Origin of the sequence: Inquilinus sp. (assembly GCF_039594555.1) — a bacterium.
GTDB lineage: Bacteria > Pseudomonadota > Alphaproteobacteria > DSM-16000 > Inquilinaceae > Inquilinus.
This window is the reverse complement of record NZ_JBCNNF010000067.1, coordinates 1-22,001: the sequence shown is the minus strand read 5'-3', so window position 1 is coordinate 22,001 and position 22,001 is coordinate 1. Positions and strand designations below refer to the sequence as shown.

At 69.4% G+C, this 22,001-nt stretch carries 18 protein-coding genes; 10 read left to right on the top strand and 8 right to left on the bottom strand.

Features of this window, described 5'->3' with window-relative positions; all coding sequences use genetic code 11:
• On the bottom strand, positions 1 to 668 hold a 668-nt coding region (locus tag ABDW35_RS09950), incomplete at its 3' end, for a hypothetical protein (RefSeq protein WP_343713705.1).
• 209 nt (positions 669 to 877) lie between these two features.
• Here ABDW35_RS09950 and ABDW35_RS09945 point away from each other — a divergent pair.
• Positions 878 to 4,783 (top strand): hypothetical protein, encoded by a 3,906-nt coding sequence (locus ABDW35_RS09945; RefSeq protein WP_343713704.1) that lies wholly within the window; start codon positions 878 to 880, stop codon positions 4,781 to 4,783.
• 40 nt (positions 4,784 to 4,823) lie between these two features.
• On the opposite strand, the gene ABDW35_RS09940 is transcribed toward ABDW35_RS09945, so the two are convergent.
• Entirely contained in the window at positions 4,824 to 5,156 is a 333-nt protein-coding gene (locus tag ABDW35_RS09940) for a hypothetical protein (RefSeq protein WP_343713703.1), read from the bottom strand.
• Positions 5,157 to 5,256: 100 nt separating this feature from the next.
• Positions 5,257 to 6,399 carry an iron-sulfur cluster carrier protein ApbC gene (apbC, locus tag ABDW35_RS09935; RefSeq protein ID WP_343713702.1) on the bottom strand — a complete coding sequence of 381 codons (1,143 nt, stop codon included), beginning with the start codon at positions 6,397 to 6,399 and terminating at the stop codon, positions 5,257 to 5,259.
• 84 nt (positions 6,400 to 6,483) lie between these two features.
• Between apbC and hflK the strand changes: the two genes are divergently transcribed.
• The 3 genes from hflK (at position 6,484) to ABDW35_RS09920 (ending at position 10,290) form a co-directional block, all read left to right on the top strand.
• Positions 6,484 to 7,662, top strand: a complete 1,179-nt coding sequence (hflK, locus tag ABDW35_RS09930) for an FtsH protease activity modulator HflK (RefSeq protein ID WP_343713701.1) — start codon at positions 6,484 to 6,486, stop codon at positions 7,660 to 7,662.
• Position 7,663: 1 nt separating this feature from the next.
• Positions 7,664 to 8,650: a protease modulator HflC gene (gene hflC / locus ABDW35_RS09925; protein ID WP_343713700.1), complete on the top strand. Its 987-nt coding sequence runs from the start codon at positions 7,664 to 7,666 to the stop codon at positions 8,648 to 8,650.
• 95 nt (positions 8,651 to 8,745) lie between these two features.
• Positions 8,746 to 10,290, top strand: coding sequence for a DegQ family serine endoprotease (locus ABDW35_RS09920; RefSeq protein WP_343713699.1), 1,545 nt, complete (start codon positions 8,746 to 8,748; stop codon positions 10,288 to 10,290).
• Positions 10,291 to 10,447: 157 nt separating this feature from the next.
• Here the strand turns inward: ABDW35_RS09920 and murJ are convergent, their stop codons facing one another.
• The 3 genes from murJ to ABDW35_RS09905 are packed head-to-tail and all read right to left on the bottom strand — an operon-like array spanning position 10,448 to position 14,023.
• Positions 10,448 to 11,986: a murein biosynthesis integral membrane protein MurJ gene (gene murJ / locus ABDW35_RS09915; RefSeq protein ID WP_343713698.1), complete on the bottom strand. Its 1,539-nt coding sequence runs from the start codon at positions 11,984 to 11,986 to the stop codon at positions 10,448 to 10,450.
• A gap of 2 nt (positions 11,987 to 11,988) precedes the next feature.
• The gene (gene serB / locus ABDW35_RS09910; protein ID WP_343713697.1) at positions 11,989 to 12,888 is read right to left on the bottom strand and encodes a phosphoserine phosphatase SerB; all 900 of its coding nucleotides are present in this window, start codon (positions 12,886 to 12,888) and stop codon (positions 11,989 to 11,991) included.
• A 58-nt stretch (positions 12,889 to 12,946) separates the two neighbouring features.
• Positions 12,947 to 14,023 carry a putative zinc-binding peptidase gene (locus tag ABDW35_RS09905; RefSeq protein ID WP_343713696.1) on the bottom strand — a complete coding sequence of 359 codons (1,077 nt, stop codon included), beginning with the start codon at positions 14,021 to 14,023 and terminating at the stop codon, positions 12,947 to 12,949.
• 134 nt (positions 14,024 to 14,157) lie between these two features.
• Between ABDW35_RS09905 and miaA the strand changes: the two genes are divergently transcribed.
• The 5 genes from miaA (at position 14,158) to ABDW35_RS09880 (ending at position 19,427) form a co-directional block, all read left to right on the top strand.
• On the top strand, positions 14,158 to 15,114 hold the full coding sequence (gene miaA / locus ABDW35_RS09900; RefSeq protein WP_343713695.1) for a tRNA (adenosine(37)-N6)-dimethylallyltransferase MiaA: 957 nt from the start codon (positions 14,158 to 14,160) through the stop codon (positions 15,112 to 15,114).
• 92 nt (positions 15,115 to 15,206) lie between these two features.
• Entirely contained in the window at positions 15,207 to 16,979 is a 1,773-nt protein-coding gene (locus ABDW35_RS09895; RefSeq protein WP_343713694.1) for an acetolactate synthase 3 large subunit, read from the top strand.
• An 81-nt stretch (positions 16,980 to 17,060) separates the two neighbouring features.
• A complete protein-coding gene (ilvN, locus tag ABDW35_RS09890; protein WP_343713693.1) occupies positions 17,061 to 17,591 on the top strand; it encodes an acetolactate synthase small subunit in 531 nt (176 codons plus the stop codon).
• 93 nt (positions 17,592 to 17,684) lie between these two features.
• Entirely contained in the window at positions 17,685 to 18,704 is a 1,020-nt protein-coding gene (gene ilvC, locus ABDW35_RS09885; RefSeq protein WP_343713692.1) for a ketol-acid reductoisomerase, read from the top strand.
• Between the two features lie 243 nt (positions 18,705 to 18,947).
• Complete coding sequence (locus ABDW35_RS09880; protein WP_343713691.1) at positions 18,948 to 19,427, top strand: GNAT family N-acetyltransferase; 480 nt, start codon at positions 18,948 to 18,950, stop codon at positions 19,425 to 19,427.
• 17 nt (positions 19,428 to 19,444) lie between these two features.
• Here ABDW35_RS09880 and ABDW35_RS09875 read toward each other — a convergent pair whose 3' ends face one another.
• Complete coding sequence (locus ABDW35_RS09875; protein ID WP_343713690.1) at positions 19,445 to 20,812, bottom strand: amino acid permease; 1,368 nt, start codon at positions 20,810 to 20,812, stop codon at positions 19,445 to 19,447.
• A 145-nt stretch (positions 20,813 to 20,957) separates the two neighbouring features.
• Between ABDW35_RS09875 and ABDW35_RS09870 the strand changes: the two genes are divergently transcribed.
• Positions 20,958 to 21,215, top strand: a complete 258-nt coding sequence (locus tag ABDW35_RS09870; protein ID WP_343713689.1) for a hypothetical protein — start codon at positions 20,958 to 20,960, stop codon at positions 21,213 to 21,215.
• Positions 21,216 to 21,660: 445 nt separating this feature from the next.
• Here ABDW35_RS09870 and ABDW35_RS09865 read toward each other — a convergent pair.
• A partial coding sequence (locus ABDW35_RS09865; RefSeq protein WP_343713688.1) for a hypothetical protein occupies positions 21,661 to 22,001 on the bottom strand: 341 nt, incomplete at its 5' end.

The window sequence follows — 22,001 nt, the reverse complement described above, 5'->3', positions numbered from 1 at the left end:
TGCTGCGCGGCCTGCGTGACGTCGGCCTTGATGTCGTCGCCATTGGCCGGCCATTTCTGCGCCAGCAGCTGGTCGACCATCTGCTGCTGCGCGCCCTTGTCGCTGCCCAGCGCGTCGAGGGCCTGGCCGATCACGAAGCTGCGCGCATGGGCCGAACCCTCGGCGGCATAGTCATGGCCGACGAGGTCGAAGGTGGCCTGGACGAAATCATCCTGCGGCACCGACTTCAGATAGGTCCCGATATCGGCGTTGATCCCGTCCCATTGCTGCATGGCCGTGTCGGACTCGGCGTTCGCGGCGTGGTTGGCGCGGGTCTCGATGCTCTGGGCGAAGGCGTCGCGTCCCTCGGGCCCCAGGGCGGCGGCGCCTTCCGGGGTGGGGGCGGGCACGGCGATGGCCTCGCCGACGAGGATCAGATCGTCATTCGCGAAGCTGTTGTGGGCGGTCATCTCGCTCCAGGGGGAGCCGACCTGGTGCGACATCGTCCATTGCGAATCGCCGGGCTCCGCGATCAGGAACCGCATGTTCGAGGCGTCGGTGGTGCCGTTGCGCTGCATCGCGGCCTGCACCGCCGCCTGCCATTGCTGCTGCTGGCCGGTCGGAACGAAGGTCGTGACGCCGTTCTCGACCTTGACCATGCGTCCGTCCTTGTCGACTTCGATCGCCATGCCGGCCTCCATCATCTCCATCCAGAGGCGGCACCATAGGCGATGAGCGGTTCCGGAAAGATGACGATTGGATGAAAATCACAATCGTTTAGGATAAAGGACTAAAATCCTATAAAATGCGCACCGTCCTCTTTGTCATACAAATGAAATAACGGCGTCACGCAATCCGCCTAGGTTTACCAACCGGTCAACCAAGGCAGCGGGATGCCATGCTGAAGCCGATCGAACGCGGTCCACGTCCGGTCAATCCGATCCTGCCCGGCACGAATCCCGACTTCCAGGCCGCGGTCCGCCGGGCCCTGGCCGCCCGTGCCGCGGCGGAGGGGCGCCCGCCCGAATCGCATGGCTACGAGACGGCCGGGCAGGTGCAGCCGGGCGACACGCTGGACGGGCTGGTGGGGCCCGATGGCGTCGCCGACAACAGGCAGTTCCCGGACCCGGGCGTCATCGACCCCGGCCAGATCTATTTCCGGCAGGGGCCGTCGCCGGTCAGCGCCCAGACGGAATCGGTGATCGACACCGCGCTGGCCTATGACCGCGAGCACGACCCGGCCTCGGCCGACAGCCAGCGCAACTGGGATGCGGTGCAATCGGCGATCGCCGGCGAGCTGCGCCAGACCGTCCATCTCGATGCCAACGGCAAGCTCGACCTCACCGCCGACCAGCAGGCGAAGCTGCAGGCCCTGAACAGCTGGGCGGTCGGAACCGACCGGCTGTCGCAGGAGACGCAGCAGGCGCTGACCCAGGTCGATGGCGAGGTCCAGAAGCAGTCGCGCGACAAGACGCTCGACCAGACGATCGCCGCGATCCAGGGCGATCTCGACAAGGTCGACCACAAGCTCGACGACCAGAGCTTCGTCCGCAAGGGCTGGGGCTGGATCACGCCGGGCAAGAGTGCGGGCGAGAAGTTCGAGGACTTCCTCAAGGGCAAGCTCGACGACCTGAAGAAGATCAAGGCGGACGACACCGGGCTGCCGGAGCCGCAGTACCAGCAGAAGGTGACCGCCGTCCTCGGCAATTTCGACGAGGAGTTCAAGAACCACGCCAAGGACATGGAGGACAGCGACAAGACCTGGGACACGATCGGCGAGGTCGGCCGGGTCGTCGCCGCGACCACCGTCGGCATCATCACCACGGCGGCGACCGGCGGCAATGTCGTGGCCGGCTTCGCCGCGGGCTTCGGCACCTATCAGCTGATCGACACCGTCGGCGACGTCAGCGCCGTGGTCCAGGGCAAGGACATGTATGCCGACGGCCACACCTCGCTGATCGGCTTCGGCATGGATGCGGTCAACCTGGACGGCGACAAGGGCGACGGCTGGGGCGTCAGCTGGGACCACACCAAGGCGGTGCTGAAGGACACCGCGATCGACGCGGTGTCGTCGATCAGCACGGCGGGCGCCACCACTGCCGGCATCAAGGTCAGCGCCGCGGTGTCCTCGCGGCTCGCCAGCACGGCGCTGCCGGCCCTGGGCTCGCGGGTCATCGCCACCTCGGCCTCCGGCATGGTCGGGCAGGTGGTGAACGGCACCGGCCAGCTCGCCACCGACGCCACGCGGCTGGCCTTCGACAACAAGCTGTTCACCGCCGAGGGCGGGCAGCAGATACTGAACTCGGCCAAGACCCAGGGCATCTACCTGGCCACGTCTCCGGTCACCGGCGCGATTTCGGGCGCCATCCCGGTGCAGCGGCTGGTCGGCTCGGCCTCGGCCGGCGCCACCCAGGCGACGCAGCAGGGCACGTCCCAGACGGTCCAGCAGGCGACCCAGCAGGGCACGTCCCAGACGGTCCAGCAGGCGACCCAGCAGGGCGCGTCGCAGACGGTCCAGCAGGCAACGCAGCAGGGCACGTCGCAGACGGTCCAGCAGGCGACGCAGCAGGGGACGTCGCAGACCGTCCAGCAGGCGACGCAGCAGGGGACGTCCCAGACGGTCCAGCAGACCACCCAGCAGGGCACATCCCAGACGGTGCAGCAAACGGCCCAGCAGGGCACCGGCCAGGCGACCACGGCGTCGGGCGACGTGACCCGTCTCTCGCGGCTCGGGGTCACCGCGCAGTTCGGCAACGACGTGGTCAGCAATCTCGGCGGCGCCGAGCTGGTGGCGCAGCTGACCGAGGGCCGCCACATGAACCGCGACGAGGCGATCTCGGCGGTGATGGGGGCGGTGCCGGGCACCGCCCAGAACCTCGCCCTGCACCCGCAGATGATGCAGCGGGTCGCCGATCGCCGAGACATGCTGCAGGCCAATGGCGGAGTGCGGCAGGAGGCCGATGTCCCGAAGCTCTGGGGCTGGCAGAACAAGGGGCCGGAATTCCGCCTCGGCGCCCAGGTCCGCATTCTCGGCAGCGCCGACCTGGCCACCGACGCGGCGGGCGCCCCGCAGCTCGGCCAGCCGACGATGGCGTCCTTCGGCGGGGCAATCAGCACCAAGACCAACTACAGGGCCATCGCCCAATCCGTCATCGACAGCCTGGTGATGGGATCGACCAAGCCGTTGCGGCTGACGCTGGGCAAGGAGCTGACGGTGTCGCAGCGCCCACGCGAATACCGCAACGTCACGCTCAAGGAGGCGGGGCTGATGCCCACCTCCAACCAGACGGTGTTCCAGATCAAGGGGTCGACCGTGCTGAAGCAGGGCCAGCAGGCCCTGTTCGCGACCGATCCGACCCAGGTCAAGGCCGACTTCATGCCGACGCTACAGCGCGTGCGGGCGGTGGGCGAGGCGGCCGACGGCAGCGGCACCGTGATGCAGCTGAACTGGGGCGCCATGCTGCCCGACGCTCAGACCGTCCGGCTCGAGCCGGGCGAGATGGACCTGTTCGGCACCGTCGCCGGGAAGGATGCCGATCCGGACGCCTTCGTGGAGGTGCCGCAGGACATCAGCTTCAGCAAGCTGATGGAGGAGCAGAAGGTCGGGCTGCGGCCGCGCAGCTGGAGCAACTTCATCCCCGGCCTGAACAAGATCTGGCGGGTCGGCGCCGAGCGGCGGCCGGAGGACAACATCACCGTCACCATCCCTAAGGGCACCAAGCTGTCGCAGCAGGCCTGGGAGCAGATGCAGGCCACCTATGAGCGGCTGTCGATGCGGACCCGGATCGTGGTCGACGACGACACCAAGGCCCTGCTGCTCGCCTCGGACGCGGATCTTTCGACCGTCCGCGACCTGGTCGACCAGGGACGGATCGACCCGGACGGTGCAGTGTCCTATGTGCCCGGCCGGGCCAGCGGGATGCGGCTGTCGGCGGTCACCGGCAAGCCGGCGGAGCGGTATGCGGACCTCCTGACCGGCAAGGATTATCAGTGGCATCCCGATGCGGCGAATGCCGACTTCATCTTCAACGACCGCTACCCGACCGAGCGCGTTCCGGGCCTGCCGGACAGCCTGCCGAACCCCGACCAGATCCGCGCCAACGCCGCCTACCAGGCCCGCAACGCTGTGAACGATGCGCTGCCGGATGCCGTATCCGGCCGTCTGCCGGGCGTTCTGGGCGGCGATCGCGGCCGCACCCGCCGGGTGCCGGCGGTGCCGTCCCAGGTCAACATGTACCGCCGGCTGGCCGGGCCGATGGCCTCCTTCGTGGCCGAAGCGACGCGCATCACCGGATCGTTCAAGCTGCCGCAGCTGCGCGTGCCCTTCCTGCCGGGTGCGCTGTCGCTCGAGTTCCGCGGCCAGGTCAAGATCGACCCGCCAGGCAAGTCGAAGGAGACGCCGCGCGGGGTCTCCAAGGCGGTGCAGGACAGCGAGATGACGCTGAACACCTACAGTGACGCCGAGGGCTTCCGTCAGCTCGCGGTGCCGGGCTGGCTGGACACCTTCCTGAAGTGGTCGGAGCAGGGCCAGGGCGTGCTGTTCCCGGAGGGCGGAGCGCACGGCATGACGCAGTATCTCGAGGATCTCGACGCTCAGGCGGCGACGCCACGGCAGCGCCAGGCCATCGCCGACTTCCGCCGCGACGTGCTGCCGAAGCTGCAGAACGAGACCCTCACCACGCCGGCCACGGCCCAGAAGATCCGCGATTTTCTGAAAGGCCAGGCCAAGCCTGTCGGCGCCACGACGCCGGACAACCCGATGCCGCTGTGGAACCGGGAGCACGGCACGGGCGGCACGCCCTGACCGGCCGCCCGGTCAACCGGGTCCGGCCACCCGTGATCGATCAGTCCAGGTCGATCACGGGCCGGCTGCACAGGTTGAGGCTCCAGTATTCGGCCTCGGCGCCGTCGTTTTGGCGCACCTTGACGTCGAAATAGCAGCCGCCGCGGAGATCATCGACCGGGATCCGGGCGGAGGCGCCGGGCGCCAGCGGCGATGCGCGCAGCCGGTTGTAGCCCCAGGAGCTCTCGAAATCGGGCGAGACGCGCAGATCCTCGATCGTGGCGCTGCGCCGGTTCTGGATCTCGACCGAATCCGGCAAGGCCTGGGCCAACGCCGCAGCCGGCACCCCGGCTGCGGCCGCGGCGAGCACCGCGATCCGGCAGAAACGTCGCATTACTCTCCCACTCCGAGGGCTGGCGCCGGGCCTTCTCCCGGTACCGCGATCGCGCTCGTTATCGGATCGATTTGTGGCGAGGTGGTGACGTCGTGACCGGTCACTCGATCACGATGCGGGGGGCGGCCGGGGCGGCGCCGGAGCGCAGCTTGGCCCACACCCGGGCGGCGATGCCGCGATAGGCCTCGGCATGCGGGCTGTCCGGCGCCGATACCACGATCGGCTGCCCGGAATCCGAGGTCTCGCGGATGGCGATGTCGAGCGGGATCTCGCCCAGGAAGTCGCAGCCCAGCTTCTCCGCCTCGGCCCGCGCGCCGCCATGGCTGAAGATGTCGGTGCGGTGGCCGCAGTTCGGGCAGCAGAAATAGCTCATATTCTCGATGATCCCGAGCACCGGGACATCGACCTTGCGGAACATGTTGAGGCCCTTGCGCGCGTCCAGCAGGGCGATGTCCTGCGGCGTCGACACGATCACGGCGCCGGCCAGCGGCACCTGCTGCGCCATGGTCAGCTGGGCGTCGCCGGTGCCGGGCGGCATGTCGACCACCAGCACGTCGAGCTGGCCCCAATTGACGTCGCGCAGCATCTGCGACAGCGCCGACTGCACCATCGGGCCGCGCCAGATCATCGGCGTCTCCTCGTCGATCAGGAAGCCGATCGACATCACCTTCAGCCCGTAATTCTCCTTCGGGTCCAGGCTCTTGCCGTCGGGCGAGTTGGGCTTGCCGGTGATGCCGGTCATCCGCGGCATCGACGGGCCGTAGATGTCGGCGTCGAGCAGCCCGACCTTGAGGCCGTTGGCGACGAGGCCGAGGGCGAGGTTGACCGCGGTGGTCGACTTGCCGACGCCGCCCTTGCCCGAGGCGACGGCGATGATCGAGCCGATGCCGGCCACCGGCAGCTTGCGGCTTTGTGCCCCACCCGGGGCGGCGGCCCGAGGCGCAGCGGCTGGCGCAGCGGCAGGGGCCGAGGGGCCGGCGCCGCGATGGGCGGTCAGGACCGCGGTCACCGACAGCACGCCGGGGATCGCGCTGACCGCCTTCTCCGCGGCCTGGCGCAGCGGCTCCAGCGCAGGGCCCCGCTGGGGATCGACCTCGATCGAGAACAGCACGTGGCCGTCGCGCAGGGTGAGGCCGGAGATCATGCCGAGGCCGATCAGGTCGCCGCCTCGCTCCTCGTCCCTCACCGTGCTGAGAGCCGCGCGCACTGCGGCTTCTGTGACCATCGCCCGGCCGTTTGCCATGGTTGAACTTCCTGCCCTTTGTCCAATATGACAGGCTCCACATTTGCTGCCCGTCGCGCCGAGATATAGCATCCGGCGCCTGGGATGACAGGGCGGTCGACGGGGGAAGGGAACTGGATGCCGTGGAGTAATCAAGGCGGTGGCGGCGGCGGGGGCGGACCGTGGGGTGGATCACCGCAGGGCGGCGGACAGAATCCCTGGGGGCGGGGAGGCGGTCCCAGCCAGGCCGATATCGAGGACATGATCCGGCGCGGCCAGGACCGGTTCCGCCAGGTCATGCCCAAGGGCTTCGGCGGCGGCCGCGGCGTCCTGGTCGCCATCGTGGTGATCGTCATCGGCTGGCTGCTGACCGGCATCTACCGGGTGCAGCCGGACGAGCTCGGCGTGGTCCAGCGATTCGGCGCCTATGTCAGGACCGAGCAGCCCGGCCTGCGCTATCACCTGCCGGCGCCGATCGAGACGGTGACCAAGCCGTCGGTGACGACGCAGAACCGGATCGAGATCGGCTTCAGCAGCGGCGAAGGGCGGGCCAGCCCGCGCGACGTGCCGGATGAGAGCCAGATGCTGACCGGCGACGAGAACATCATCGACATCGATTTCGTCGTGCTGTGGCGCATCTCCGACCCGGTCGCCTATCTGTTCAACATCAAGAACGCCGACGCCACGGTGAAAGTGGCGGCCGAGAGCGCGATGCGCGAGGTGATCGGCCGCACCGAGATCCAGCCGGCGCTGAACGAGGCGCGCGGCCGGATCGAGCAGGACGCCCGTCGCCTGCTGCAGGCGACGCTGGACAGCTACGGTACCCCGGGCCGCCCCGGGGCCGGCGTGGTGATCGACCAGGTGCAGCTGCAGAAGGTGGCCCCGCCGCAGCAGGTGATCGACGCCTTCGACGACGTGCAGCGCGCCCGCCAGGACCAGGACCGGCTGCGCAACGACGCCGAGACCTACCGCAACGACATCGTGCCGCGCGCCCGCGGTGATGCCGCGCGGGTGGTGCAGGAGGCCGAGGCCTATCGCGAGCAGGTGGTGGCCAAGGCCCAGGGTGACACGGCCCGCTTCACCTCGGTGCTGAAGTCGTACCGCGCGGCGCCGGAGATCACGGCCGAGCGCTTCTATCTCGAGACCCTGGAGAGCGTGCTGAAGGGTTCGAACAAGATCCTGATCGACGACGCCGTCGGCGGCCAGGGCGTGCTGCCCTACCTGCCGCTGAACGAGCTGATCAACAAGCCGGCCGCGGCTCCGGCCCAGCGGGGAGGGCAGTAACATGAACGCCAAGCTTGCCGCCCTCGGCGCCGTCATCGTCGTCGCCGGCCTGGTGCTGGTCGATTCCCTCTATACCGTCGGCCAGAACGAGCAGGCGCTGGTCCTGCAGTTCGGCGAGGTGGTGAAGATCGAATCCGAGCCCGGGCTGAAGCTGAAGCTGCCGGTCGTCCAGAACGTGCAGTTCTACGAGAAGCGCGTGCTGGACGTGGACCCGCCGGTCGAGCAGGTGATCCTGTCCGACCAGCGCCGCCTCGACGTCGACAGCTACGCCCGCTACCGCATCGCCGACCCGCTGCTGTTCTTCCAGTCGGTGCGCAACGAGGCGACCGCCAGCACCCGCATCAGCAGCTTCGTCAACAACGCGCTGCGCAACGTGCTCGGCAACTACAACCAGCTCGACGTGCTGTCGGAGCAGCGCGGGCCGATCATGCGGTCGATCCGCGACCAGGTCGAATCCAACGCCAAGCCGTTGGGCATCGAGATCGTCGACGTCCGCATCGTCCGCGCCGACGTGCCGGAAGGCACGGTGCAGTCGGTCTATGACCGCATGCGCTCCGAGCGCGAGCGCGAGGCGGCGCAGTACCGCGCCCAGGGCGCCGAGTACTCGGCGCAGATCAAGTCCAGCGCCGACCGCGAGCGCACCGTCCTCCTGGCCGAGGCGGAGCGCAAGGCGCAGGAGCTGCGCGGCCAGGGCGACGCCGACGCTATCAAGGTGCAGGCCGACGCCTATGGCGCCGACCCGCAGTTCTTCTCCTTCTATCGCAGCCTGGAGGCCTACCGGACGGCGCTGGGGGCGAGCGGCACCACGCTGGTACTGTCGCCGAAGGGCGACTTCTTCAAGTACTTCAACGACGCCACCGGCCGCGGCTTGGTGCCGGCGGTGACCCAGCAGACGCCGTCGGGCCCGACCCCGGCGCCGTCTCCCGCGCCGGCGGTGCCCGAGGTTCCGACGCAGCCGGCGCCCGCGGCACCTGGCAACCCAGGCTGATGCGGGCCCGTTTCTCGCCACGATCGGGTGTATGATGACCGACGCCGGCCTTCCGAATGGGGCCGGCGTTGTACTTTGAGCGAGGGAGAGCGTCCGTGACCAGACCGATTGCCCGCCGCCCGACCGGCCCCGTCGCCGTCGCCCGCGCCGTGGGAGAGACTGCCCTGCTGCGCTGGGCCATGACGGTGCTGGTCATGACGGCCATGCTGATGGCCGCCATCCTGGCGTCAGGCGTGGCCCGCGCCGCGCCGGCGCCCGACAGCTTCGCCGACCTGGCCGAGAAGCTGGTGCCGGCGGTGGTCAACATCTCGACCACCCAGAAGGTCCAGGACGGCCAGGACCTGCCGGAGATGCCGCAATTCCCGCCGGGATCGCCGTTCGACGAGTTCTTCCGCGACTTCTTCAACCGGCGCGGCCAGGGCCAAGGCGACCGGCCGCGGCCGCACAACGCCACGGCGCTGGGCTCCGGCTTCATCGTCCGCGACAACGGTTACATCGTCACCAACTACCATGTGATCGAGGGCGCCGAGCAGATCACCGTCGTCCTGCACGACAACACCAGCCTCGACGCCAAGCTGATCGGCCGCGACGACAAGACCGACCTGGCGGTGCTGAAGGTCGAGACCGACAAGAAGCTGCCCTTCGTCGATTTCGGCGACAGCGACAAGATGCGGGTCGGCGACTGGGTGCTGGCGATCGGCAACCCGTTCGGCCTCGGCGGCACCGTGACCGCCGGCATCATCTCGGCCCGGTCGCGCGAGATCAATGCCGGCCCCTATGACGACTTCCTGCAGACCGATGCCGCCATCAACCGCGGCAATTCCGGCGGCCCGATGTTCAACATGGACGGGCAGGTGATCGGCATCAACACCGCGATCTACTCGCCCTCGGGCGGGTCGGTCGGCATCGGCTTCGCCATCCCGTCGGCGCTGGCCCGCGGCGTGGTCGACCAGATCATCGAGTTCGGCCGCACCAAGCGCGGCTGGCTCGGCGTGCGGATCCAGTCGGTGACGCCGGAGATCGCCGAGAGCCTGGGTCTGGCGAAGCCGGAGGGCGCGCTGGTGGCCGGTGTCACCGACGGCGGCCCGGGGGCCAAGGCCGGGATCGAGACCGGCGACGTCATCCTGCAGTTCGATGGCAAGCCGATCACCGAGAGCCGGCGCCTGCCGCGCGTGGTCGCCGACACGCCGGTGGACAAGCAGGTCACGGTCACCGTCTGGCGCAAGGGCGCCCGCAAGGACCTGCCGGTGACGCTGGGCGAGCTCGAGGCCGCCGAGCAGTCCGGCCTGCTGGCCTCCGACACGCCGGACAGCAAGCCCGACGCCACCAAGCCGCAGGAGCTCGGCTCCCTCGGCGTGACGCTGTCGGCGCTGACCGATGCGCTGAAGAAGCAGTACTCGCTGGGCGACGACCAGAAGGGCGTCGTCGTCACCGCCGTCACCGGCGGGTCGCCGGCGGCGGAGAAGGGGCTGAAGCCCGGCGACGTGATCGTCGAGGTCGGCCAGGCCGAGGTGGCGAACCCCGGAGACGTCGCCAAGAAGGTGACCGAGGCCCGCGACGGCGGCCGCAAATCGGTGCTGCTGCTGGTCGAGAGCGGCGGCGACCTGCGCTTCGTCGCCCTGCCGGTCGGTCCGGGCTGAGGCATAGCCAGACGAAACCCCATCTGTCATTGCCGGGCTTGACCCGGCAATCCAGAGGGTCTCGACATCTTCTGGATGCCCGGGTCAAGCCTGGGCATGACGCGCGGGAGTATCGAGGGCGTCGCCAGACTGGCGGCGCCCTCTCTTCATCCGGAGACTATCCCCGCCGCCGCAGCCGCCGCAGGTCCTCGCGCCGCAGGGCGCCGAGGCCGAACAGGGCGGCGAGGTAGATCAGGCCGGCCACGGCCAGCACCGCCAGCACGGTCGCAATCGCCAGCAGGTCGGAGCGGCCGGCCAGCGCCGGCGCGGCCACGACCAGCAGGCCCCACAGCGCCGCCGCCATCACCGCCCCGGCCAGCACCATGCGCGGCAGCCGGCGCCGCGCCGCGGCGTCGAGCCGGAAATGGCCGCGCCGGTGCAGCACCCAGGCCAGCAGCACGATGTTCAGCCACACCCCGGCCGAGGTGCCGACGGCGAGGCCGACCTGGGACAGCGAATCCATCAGCGCGATCTTCAGCCCGACATTCAGCGCCACGGTGGCCACCGCGATCTTGACCGGCGTCGCCGTGTCGCCGCGGGCGTAGAAGCCGGGCAGCAGGCAGCGCACCAGCACCACGGCGGGCAGGCCGAAGGCGTAGGCGGTCAGGGTCAGGGCCGACTGGTGGCTGTCGATGGCGGTGAACCGCCCGCGCTCGAACATCGCCGCCAGGATCGGCTCCGCCGCCACCAGGAAGGCGATGGCGAAGGGCAGGGTGAGGGCCAGCGTCAGCTCGATCGCCCGGTTCTGGCTGGCCAGCGCGCCCTCATGGTCGTCGGCGGCGAGGCGGCGCGTCACCTCCGGCAGCAGCACGGTGCCGACGGCGATGCCGATGACGCCGAGCGGCAGCTGGTTCAGCCGGTCGGCATAGTTCAGGTAGGACTGGGCGCCGGTCGGCAGCGCCTGGGCGATGATGGTGTCGGCGAAGACGCTGATCTGGGCCATGCCGGCACCCAGGGTCGCCGGCCCCAGCGCCCGGAAGAACTTGCGCACGCCGGGCGACAGCTGCGGCCACACCAGCCGCAGCGAGGCGCCGGCCCGCCGCATGTCCCATTCCAGGTACAGGAACTGGGCGATGCCGGACAGGAACACGCCCCAGGCCAGGGCGTGGCCGGCGGTCGGCAGGAACGGCGTCAGCCCCAGCACCGCGCCGATCATGAACAGGTTCAGGAGGATCGGCGCGGCCGCGGCGGCACCGAACCGGCCCAGACCGTTCAGCACGCCGCCCTGCAGCGACACCAGCGACATGAACAGGAGGTAGGGGAAGGTGATCCGGGTCAGCTCGACCTTCAGGTCGGTCTGCGCCGCGGTGGCGCTGCCCGGCTCCATCACCGAGATCAGCCAGGGCATGGCCGCCAGCGCCGCGACCAGCACCACCAGCAGCACGGCCAGCAGGATCGCCTGCACCTGCTCGGCCAGGGCCAGCGCCTTGGCCTTGCCCTCGCGCTGCAGCGTGGTGGTGAAATTCGGCAGGAAGGCGACGTTGAAGGCGCCCTCAGCGAACAGCGATCGGAAGTGGTTCGGCAGCCGGTTGGCCAGGAAGAACGCGTCAGCCACCGGCCCGGCGCCCAGCACCGCGGCGATGATCTGGTCGCGCACCAGGCCGAGCACGCGGCTGGCGAGCGTCAGCCCGCCGACGGAGGCGATCTTGCGGTACACGCCTAGGCCGCCGCGAACTCCGCCGCGCGATAGCCCTGCAGGTAGAGGAGGGCGGTCAGGTCGCCATGGGTCACCGACACCGGCACCGACTCCCGCACCAGCGGCTTGGCCCGGAAGCCGACTCCCAGGCCGGCGGCCTGCAGCATCGGGATGTCGTTGGCGCCGTCGCCGACCGTGACCGCATCGTCCAGGCCGATGCCGCGGGCCTCCGCCATCTCGACCAGCAGCGCGCGCTTGGCGTCCTTGCCCAGGATCGGCTCGCGCACCCGGCCGGTCAGCTTGCCGTCGGCCTCGATCAGGTGGTTGCCCTCCGACCGGTCGAAGCCGACCGCCGCGGCCACCGGGCCGGTGAAGGCGTCGAAGCCGCCGGAGACCAGGGCGCAATAGGCGCCGTTCGCCCGCATCGTCGCCACCAGGGTGCGGCCGCCGGGCGTGTAGCGCAGATCGGCCAAAGCGCGGTCGATGATCGACCGGGGCTGGCCTTCCAGCAGGGCCACGCGCTCGACCACCGCCTCGCGGAAATTGATCTCGCCGCGCATCGCCCGCTCGGTGATCGGCACCACCCGGTCGGCGACGCCGGCCAGGGCGGCCAGTTCGTCCAGCGTCTCGGCCTCGACGATGGTGGCATCCATGTCGGCGACCAGCAGCCGCTTGCGGCGCCCCTGGGCCGGCACGACATTGGCGTCGACCGGCTGGCCGGCCAGCGACAGCCGCGCCGCCGCCTGCGCCGCCTTGGCATCGGCCGCGGTGAATGCGATATCGCAGGCGACGCCCGGCGCCAGCCAGTCGACCGCGCCCGGCGTTCCGCCGGCGATCGCCAGCGCGTTGCGCACATGGCGGGTCAGCGCGTCGTCGAGGACCGGTTGGTCCGGGGCGGTGGTGAGGGTGAGGACGAGATCCATGGCGCGGCGCAGCTCCCAGCACAGGCGACCGTCTATGCCGCAGCGCCGCCGTCCCTGTCTATGCGCGCTTTGACGAGTTTCGTCGGGACCGATGGATCAGGTCGTGGATGTATCCCATCTTTCCGACCACCCGTGGGGCGATGACGAAGGGGTAGAGATCCGGTTGGCCCATCGAGCGGTTCAGGCAGTTGACGGCATAGGTCAGCGGCAGCCAGGCGTCGATCAGCGTCTGCACGTCGCGGACGCGGTGCGGGTCGAACCGGATGTCGGTCTCGAGCGCCGGGTCGTCGGTGATGCCGGGGCTGACCTCGAGGCCGAAGGCGCCGGCGATCTCCAGCGTGTCGACGATGTGCAGGTAATGCGCCCAGGTCTCCGCCCAGTCCTCCCAGGGGTGGGCCGTGGCATAGGCGCTGACGAAGCCCTGCTGCCAGCCGGCCGGCGCGCCCTGGTCGTAATAGGTCTGGAGCGCGGCGCCGTAATCCGCCCGCTCGTCGCCGAACAGGGCGCGGAAGCTGTCCAGCTCTCCGCCGTCGCGGACCAGCCTGTCCCAGTAGTAGTGGCCCACCTCGTGCCGGAAATGGCCCAGCAGGGTGCGGTATGGCTCGCCCATCGCGGTGCGCGTGGCCTCGCGGTCGGCGTCGTCCGCCTCCTTCAGCGACAGGGTGATCAGGCCGTTGTCATGTCCGGTCATCACCTTGGGCCCGCCGGCAACGGGATCGGCCAGGAAGTCGAACATCAGCGGCTCCGGGTCGCCGCTTGCCGCCGTGGGGATGGGCAGAGACAGCTTGATCAGCGAATAGAACAGCCGCCGCTTGGCCTGCTCGATCTTCTGCCAGCGGCGCTGATTGTCCGGGTCGGTCAGGTCGGGGATGGTCCGGTTGTGCCGGCAGGCGATGCAGAAGGCGTCGTCCCCGTCCGCCGGCACCATCCAGTTGCAGGCCTGCAGCTCCCAATTGGCGCAGAAGCGGTAGCGCGACCGCCGGTCGGCCAGAGCGACCCAGATCGGCCCCTCCGGCTCCACCGCGCTCAGGATCCCGATGTCCGGCAGATAGCCCAGGGCCCGGCCGCAGCGCTCGCAGGCGGTGTTCTCGAAATACAGCATCTGGTGGCAATGCTGGCATTTGAACAGTCGCATCGCATCCTCGCCGGATCATCCGCAGTGCGAGACATATAGGGGCGGGGGCGATATTGTCCCGCGCGTTGCGCCGAGGCGGCCCGGAGGCCCCGCGGGCGCCGGGTCCGAGGTGAGCGATGACGATGGCCGTGCCTGTGTCCGAACCCCCCGCCGTCATCATCGTCGGCGGGCCGACGGCCAGCGGCAAGTCGGCCCTGGCATTGGACCTGGCCGGGGCGCTGGACGGCGTGGTGATCAATGCCGACAGCATGCAGGTCTATGCCGAGCTGTCGATCCTGACCGCCCGGCCCGGCCCGGCCGACCTCGCGCGGGCGCCGCATCGCCTCTACGGCGTGCTGCCGGCTTCCAACCGATGCTCCGCCGCCGCCTGGTGCGACATGGCGCTGGCCGAGATCGGCCTGGCGCGGAAGGCCGGGAAGCGGCCGATCGTGGTCGGCGGCACCGGCCTCTATCTCCGCGCTTTGACCGAGGGGCTGAGCCCGGTGCCGACGGTGCCGGAGGAGATCCGCCGCGCCACGGTCGAGCTGCACGAGACCCTGGGCGGCGAGGCCTTCCATGCCGAGCTGATGCGCTGGGACCCGAAGATGGCCCAGCGCCTCGCGCCCGGCGACAGCCAGCGGATGATCCGGGCGTGGGAGGTGATGGTCGCGACCAACCGCTCGCTGGCCGACTGGCAGCTCGACCCCGGCTCCGGCCCGCCGCCGGGCATGGCGTTCGACTGGGTCGTGCTGGCGCCGCCGCGCGACGCGCTCTATGCCGCCTGCGACGGCCGGTTCCGGGCCATGGTCGCGGCCGGGGGCCTGGAGGAGGCGCGAGCGCTGCTGGCGCTGGGCCTGGACCCGGAGCTGCCGGCGATGAAGGCGGTCGGGGTGCCGGAGCTGGCGGCCCATCTCCGCGGCGAGGTCGAGCTGGAGGCCGCGATCGCCCGGGCGCAGCAGGCGACGCGCAACCTGGCCAAGCGCCAGACCACCTGGTTCCGGCACCAGATCCCGGCCGCGGGCGCAAGGGTGCAACGCAGCCATGTCGCTCATGCGCAATATTCGGAAAAAATTGCGGCTGAAACTTTGTCTTTTCTTCGCAATTCCGGTTGACCTGCCGGATTCCGCCGTCTAGCTTGCCGACCCTCGTTGATCCCCAACGTTGAACGTCGCGGCCCGGAGGGGGCCGCAATACCGAGGTTACCATGTCGACAGAAACGCTGACCGGAGCCGAAATCGTCCTGCGTGCCCTTCGGGACCAGGGCGTAGAGGTTATCTTCGGGTATCCGGGCGGGGCTGTCCTTCCGATCTACGACGCGATCTTCAAGCAGAACGCGATCCGCCACATCCTGGTCCGGCACGAACAGGCGGCGGTGCACGCAGCGGAAGGCTATGCCCGTTCGACCGGCAAGGTCGGCGTCGTCCTCGTAACCTCGGGCCCGGGCGCGACCAACGCGGTCACCGGCCTGACCGACGCGCTGATGGATTCGATCCCGATCGTCTGCCTGACCGGGCAGGTGCCGACCCATCTGATCGGCAACGATGCGTTCCAGGAGGCCGATACCACCGGCATCACCCGGCCCTGCACCAAGCACAACTACCTGGTGAAGGACGCCAACCACGTCGCCCGCACGGTGCATGAGGCGTTCTACGTCGCCCGCAGCGGCCGGCCCGGCCCGGTGGTGATCGACCTGCCGAAGGATGTGCAGTTCGCCGATGGTGTCTACACCCCGCCGGAGCATGTCGAGCATCGCACCTACCGGCCGCGGGCCGAGCCGGACGCGGAGCTGATCGAGCAGGCGGTCGAGCTGATGGCCAAGGCCGAGCGGCCGATCCTGTACACCGGCGGCGGCCTCATCAACTCGGGCCCGGAGGCGTCGGCGGCGCTGCGCGAGCTGGTCGAGCTGACCGGCTTCCCCTGCACCTCGACCCTGATGGGCCTGGGCGCCCTGCCGGCGTCGGACCCGCGGTTCCTGGGCATGCTCGGCATGCACGGCACCTACGAGGCCAACCTGGCGATGCATGGTTCCGACCTGATGGTCGCGCTGGGTTCGCGCTTCGACGACCGGGTGACGGGCAAGATCAGCGCCTTCTCGCCAGGCGCCACCAAGATCCATGTCGACATCGACCCGTCCTCGATCAACAAGAACGTCCATGTCGAGCTGCCGATCGTCGCCGACGCCGGCAAGGCGATCCGGGCGATGGTCGAGGTGTGGAAGCGCCGCGGCTACAAGTCGCGCGAGAAGGCGATCGCCGGCTGGTGGGGCCAGATCCGGCAGTGGCAGGCGCGCAACTGCCTGCAGTTCAGCCAGGACCGGGCGCATGACGCGATCATCAAGCCGCAATACGCGATCAAGCGGCTGGGCGAACTGACCGCCGACCGCGACGACGTCTACATCACCACCGAGGTCGGCCAGCACCAGATGTGGGCGGCGCAGCTGATCCCGTTCCAGAAGCCGAACCGTTGGATGACCTCGGGCGGGCTCGGCACCATGGGCTACGGCCTACCGGCCGCGGTCGGGGTGCAGATCGCGCATCCCGATGCCCTGGTGATCGACGTCGGCGGCGAGGCGTCGACGCTGATGAACATCCAGGAGCTGTCGACCATCGCCCAGTACCGGCTGCCGGTGAAGATCTTCATCGTCAACAACTTCTGGATGGGCATGGTGCGGCAGTGGCAGGAGCTGCTGCACGGCGAGCGCTACTCCGAGAGCTATTCGGAGGCGCTGCCGGACTTCGTCAAGCTGGCCGAGGCCTTCGGTCTCACGGGTCTGCGCGCCACCTGCATGGGCGAGGCCGACGACATCATCCGCGAGATGCTGCGGATCAAGGGCCCGGTGGTGGTCGACATGCAGGTCTCCAAGATGGAGAACTGCTTCCCGATGATCCCGGGCGGTGCGGCCCATAACGAGATCCTGCTGGGCCCGGCCGACCAGGCCGCCAAGCCGACCTCGGAGGAGGGGATGGTGCTCGTATAAGGCGCGGACGACGCCCTTCGCCGCGGCCATCCGACGACAGGATGGCCGCGACCCTCGTCTCGTGACCTTGCTGGATCGACCATGACCACCCCGCAGACCCAGATCGAAACCCATACCATCGCCGTGCTGGTGGACAACGAGCCCGGCGCGCTGGCCCGCGTCATCGGCCTGTTCTCCGGCCGCGGCTACAACATCGAGAGCCTGACCGTGGCCGAGGTCGACGCGGCGCGGGACCTGTCCCGCATCACCGTCGTCACCTCCGGCACGCCGATGATCATCGAGCAGATCAAGGCCCAGCTGGACCGGCTGGTGCTGGTGCACAGCGTGCACGACCTGACGCTGGACGGCCCGGCGGTCGAGCGCGAGCTGGCCTTGGTCAAGGTCCGCGGCGCCGGCGACAAGCGCATCGAGAGCCTGCGCATCGCCGACGTGTTCCGGGCCCGCGCCGTGGATTCGACGACCGAGAGCTTCGTCTTCGAGGTCACCGGCTCATCCCAGAAGATCGACGCCTTCATCCAGCTGATGATCCCGCTCGGGCTGGTGGATGTCAGCCGGACCGGCGTCGTCGCCATCGCCCGGGGGCCTGAAGGGCTGCTGAGCGCCGCCAGGTAATTCCCCCCAAACCTGCCGGTTGCCAGCAGCCGGCAGGTCCCGTCATCGTAGAGAAAGGCCGGGCCGCCCGGCCCCGTGTGAGAGGACAGAGCAATGCGCGTGTATTACGACCGCGACGCGGATGTGAACCTGATCAAGTCGAAGAAGGTGGTGATTGTCGGCTATGGCAGCCAGGGCCATGCCCATGCCGCCAATCTGCGGGACAGCGGCGTCAAGGATGTGCGCATCGCGCTGCGCCCCGAGAGCCCGACCGTGAAGAAGGCCGAGGCTGCCGGCTTCACCGTGATGTCGCCGGCCGAGGCCGCGGCCTGGGGCGACGTGCTGATGATGTGCACGCCGGACGAGCTGCAGGCCGACATCTACGCCCGCGACCTGGCGCCGAACATGAAGGAAGGCGCCGCCATCGCCTTCGCGCACGGCCTGAACGTGCACTTCAACCTGATCGTGCCGCGCAAGGACCTGGACGTGTTCATGGTGGCGCCGAAGGGCCCGGGCCACACCGTGCGCTCGGAGTACCAGAAGGGCGGCGGCGTGCCCTGCCTGATCGCGGTCGACCAGAACTCGACCGGCGCGGCGCTCGACATCGGCCTGTCCTACGCCTCGGCGATCGGCGGCGGCCGCGCCGGCATCATCGAGACCACCTTCAAGGAAGAGTGCGAGACCGACCTGTTCGGTGAGCAGGTGGTGCTGTGCGGCGGCCTGACCGCGCTGATCATGGCCGGCTACGAGACCCTGGTCGAGGCCGGCTACGCGCCGGAGATGGCCTATTTCGAGTGCCTGCACGAGGTCAAGCTGATCGTCGACCTGATGTATGAGGGCGGCATCGCCAACATGCGCTACTCGATCTCCAACACCGCCGAGTACGGCGACTACGTCACCGGCCCGCGGATCATCACCTCGGAGACGAAGGCCGAGATGAAGCGCGTGCTGGACGACATCCAGTCCGGCCGCTTCACCCGCGACTGGATGCTCGAGAACAAGGTCGGCCAGGCCAGCTTCAAGGCCACCCGCCGCCGCCAGGCCGAGCATGACATCGAGAAGGTCGGCGAGAAGCTGCGCGCGATGATGCCGTGGATCGCCAAGAACAAGCTGGTCGACAAGGCCAAGAACTGAGAGCCCGTCTCGAAACTCTACTGCGATGGCCATCTGACGCGGTTTTCTGCGCTTCCGGTGCTCACGGGCCAACGCCCGCTGCGCTCCGGTTCTCGAAAACCACGCCAGCTGACTCATCGCAGCGAGTTTCAAAACGGACTCTGATCCGGATCGTCTCCGGACTGGGAAAGGGCCCCGCAAGGGGCCCTTTTTCGTTGGGCCGTGGTATCCAGGGACAGAATCGCATTCTGCGAGAGCATGACCATGACGCGCGAGGACCGATCCGTTCCCATCCGCCCGGCCCGGCCGGAGGAGGCCGAGGCGCTGTCGGCGCTGGTGCTGCGGTCGAAGGCGCATTGGGGCTATGACGCCGCCTTCATGGCCCAGGTGGTCGACGTGCTGCGGGTGACGCCGGAGATGATCCGGGCCGGCGGCATCGCCGTCGCGGTGGACCCTGACGACCGGCCGCTCGGCATGGTCTCGGTCAGCGTCTCGGGCGCCGAGGCCGAGGTCGAGCTGCTGTTCGTCGACCCGGCGGCGATGGGGCAGGGGGCCGGCCGGACGCTGTGGCGTCATGCCGCCGATGCGGCCCGCCGCGGCGGCGCAACCGCGCTGTGGATCCTGGCCGATCCGGGGGCCGAGCCCTTCTACCGGGCGATGGGCGCAGAGACGGTCGGCCGGGCGCCGTCGGACGCCATTCCCGGCCGGACCCTGCCGCGGATGCGAGCGGACCTGACGGTCTAGGCCAGGCCCGCGCGCCGCTACTCCGCCGGCGCCGGCGCGTTGCCGAACACCGCGCGCCGCAGCCCCCAGGCGACGACGACCACCGCGGCCGAGGCGAGGCTGAGGATGATCTGCGACCGGGTGTCGTCCTGGAACCACATCGCCACCAGCACCGCCACCATGCCGGCGATGGTGAGGAGGGTGAGCACGGGGTAGAGCCACATCTTCACCCGCAGCCGCTCTGGCGGCGTGCGCGGGCGCAGCACCAGCTGCGACACGGCGATCATCAGATAGACGAACAGGATGACCGCGCCGGAGGAGTTCAGGAGGAACAGGAACACCGTATCCGGCGAGACATAGGCGGCGATGACCGAGAGATAGCCGATCAGGGTCGAGGCCAGGATCGCCCGCGCCGGCACGCCGCTTTTGGTGGTGCGGGTCAGGCCGCCCGGAGCCTCGCGCCGGCCGGCCAGCACGAACAGCATGCGCGAGGCGGTGTAGAGGCCGGAGTTCAGGCAGGACAGCACCGCCGTCAGCACCACGGCATTCATCAGGTCGGCGGCCCAGGCGATGCCCATCCGCTCGAAGGCGACGACGAAGGGCGACTGCTTCGGCGCCAGGCTGTCCCAGGGCAGGATCACGGTCAGCAGGAACACCGAGCCGATGTAGAAGATCAGGATGCGGACGACGACCGAGCGGGTGGCCTTGACCACCGCGCGCTCCGGGTCCTTGGCCTCGGCCGCGGCGATGGTGGCGATCTCGGCGCCGACCATCGAGAACACCACGACAACGATGCCGGAGAAGATCGCCCCGACCCCGTTCGGCAGGAAGCCGGCCGCCGGCGTCAGGTTGGAGAAGTCCATGGCGTGGCCCGGCCACAGCCCGAAGACATAGGCGCAGCCGAGCAGCAGGAACACGACGATGGTCGCCACCTTGATGCCGGCGAACCAGTACTCGAACTCGCCGAAGGAGCGGACGGAGTAGAGGTTGGTCGCGGTCATCAGCAGCAGCAGGCCCAGCGACGCCGCCCACAGCGGCACGTCCGGCAGCCATTTCTGCAGCAGGCCGGCGCCGGCCACCGCCTCGAACCCGACCACGATCACCCAGAAGTACCAGTACAGCCAGGCGACGGTGAAGCCGGCCCAGTCGCCCAGCGCCAGCCGGGCATAGTCGGAGAAGGAGCCGGTGGAGGGGTTGGCGGCCGCCATCTCGCCCAGCATGCGCATCACCATGATGATCAGCACGCCGGTGACCGCATAGGTCAGGAAGGCGCCTGGGCCGACCGTGCCGATGATCGAGCTGGAGCCGACGAACAGCCCGGCGCCGATGACACCGCCGATCGCGATCATGCTGAGATGGCGCTGCTGCAGGCCCTGATGGAGCCCGCCCTCCGGTGCTTCGGCCATGGTTCATCTTCTTCTTGTGGATCCGATGCCCGCCCTCCTAGCCTGATTTCGCCGGCCGCACACGCGATTTTGTCGGGATTGAGGCATCCTGGCCTGTCTGCGACGCGGTCTGCAGGATTTCCGGCCAGGATCCAGGGAGACGTTCATGCCGACCTATCGCGACGAGGATGTGGCCCATCTCGCCCGGCTGGTGGGGCTGGCGAGATCCGATCCCGACAACATCCGCCTGCTGGCGCCGCGTGACGCCTGCGCGGTGGCGCTGCTGCTGAACCGGCTCGACCTGCTGCCGGAGGCGCAGCGCCACCCGTTGGCGGCGCTGGAGCTGCTGGGCCCGGACGGCCGCGACATGGTGCTCGACCTCTACCACCGCCGCGCCGGGCTGGACGCGTCGCAGGACGCGTGAGCGGGCGGCCGGAAGGGCAGGGGCGGGCGGGCCATCCCTTCTATCCTCCCCCTCCCCTTGCGGGAGGGGGTAGGGGGAGGGGGCTCTCTCGGCTGGAGCCTGCAACTGCAGTCCAGGAGCGCGGTCGACTTCGAGACGACATAGCGCCACGCGCGCGGACGCGCGCAGACCCCTCCCCCCAACCCCCTCCCGCAAGGGGAGGGGGAGTGTGGAAGGCCGGGCAGGCCGGTGAGCATTCGGTGGTTGGTTCGCGCAGCGAGCCCAGCAGAGGCTCAAGCGGCGGGTTGGGTTCGCATCGCGAACCCAACCTTGCGCTGACTCTCCAACCACATCGTCATTGCGAGCGCAGCGAAGCAATCCATGCAGCAGCATGAGCGGACAGATGGATTGCTTCGTCGGCTTCGCCTCCTCGCAATGACGAGGTGTGAATGCCAAGTGCAGGCCCTCAGCTGCTGTCGGGTTTCCGCGGCGCCGGCATGAGCCGGCCGGCGGCGGATTCATCCGCCGGTCGGGGCCAAGCCTCGGCAGGTTCGGCGCTCTCGGCCACGACATCGACGGTCGCTGCTTCGTCGATGCAGCCCGGCGGCAGCCAGGACGGGTCGGGCGGGAGGCCGATCCTGCGGCTCACCTCGCGCACGAACTCTTCCGGTGACAGGGTATCGATCTGCACGTCGAGGATCTCGTCCTCGGTCAGCTTCTCCCGGACCAGGGACCGGACGCGCTCGGCATCCTCCGGATCGGCGGGCCTGGCGATCGCCCTGACTGCGATCTCCGGCGCCCGCTCCC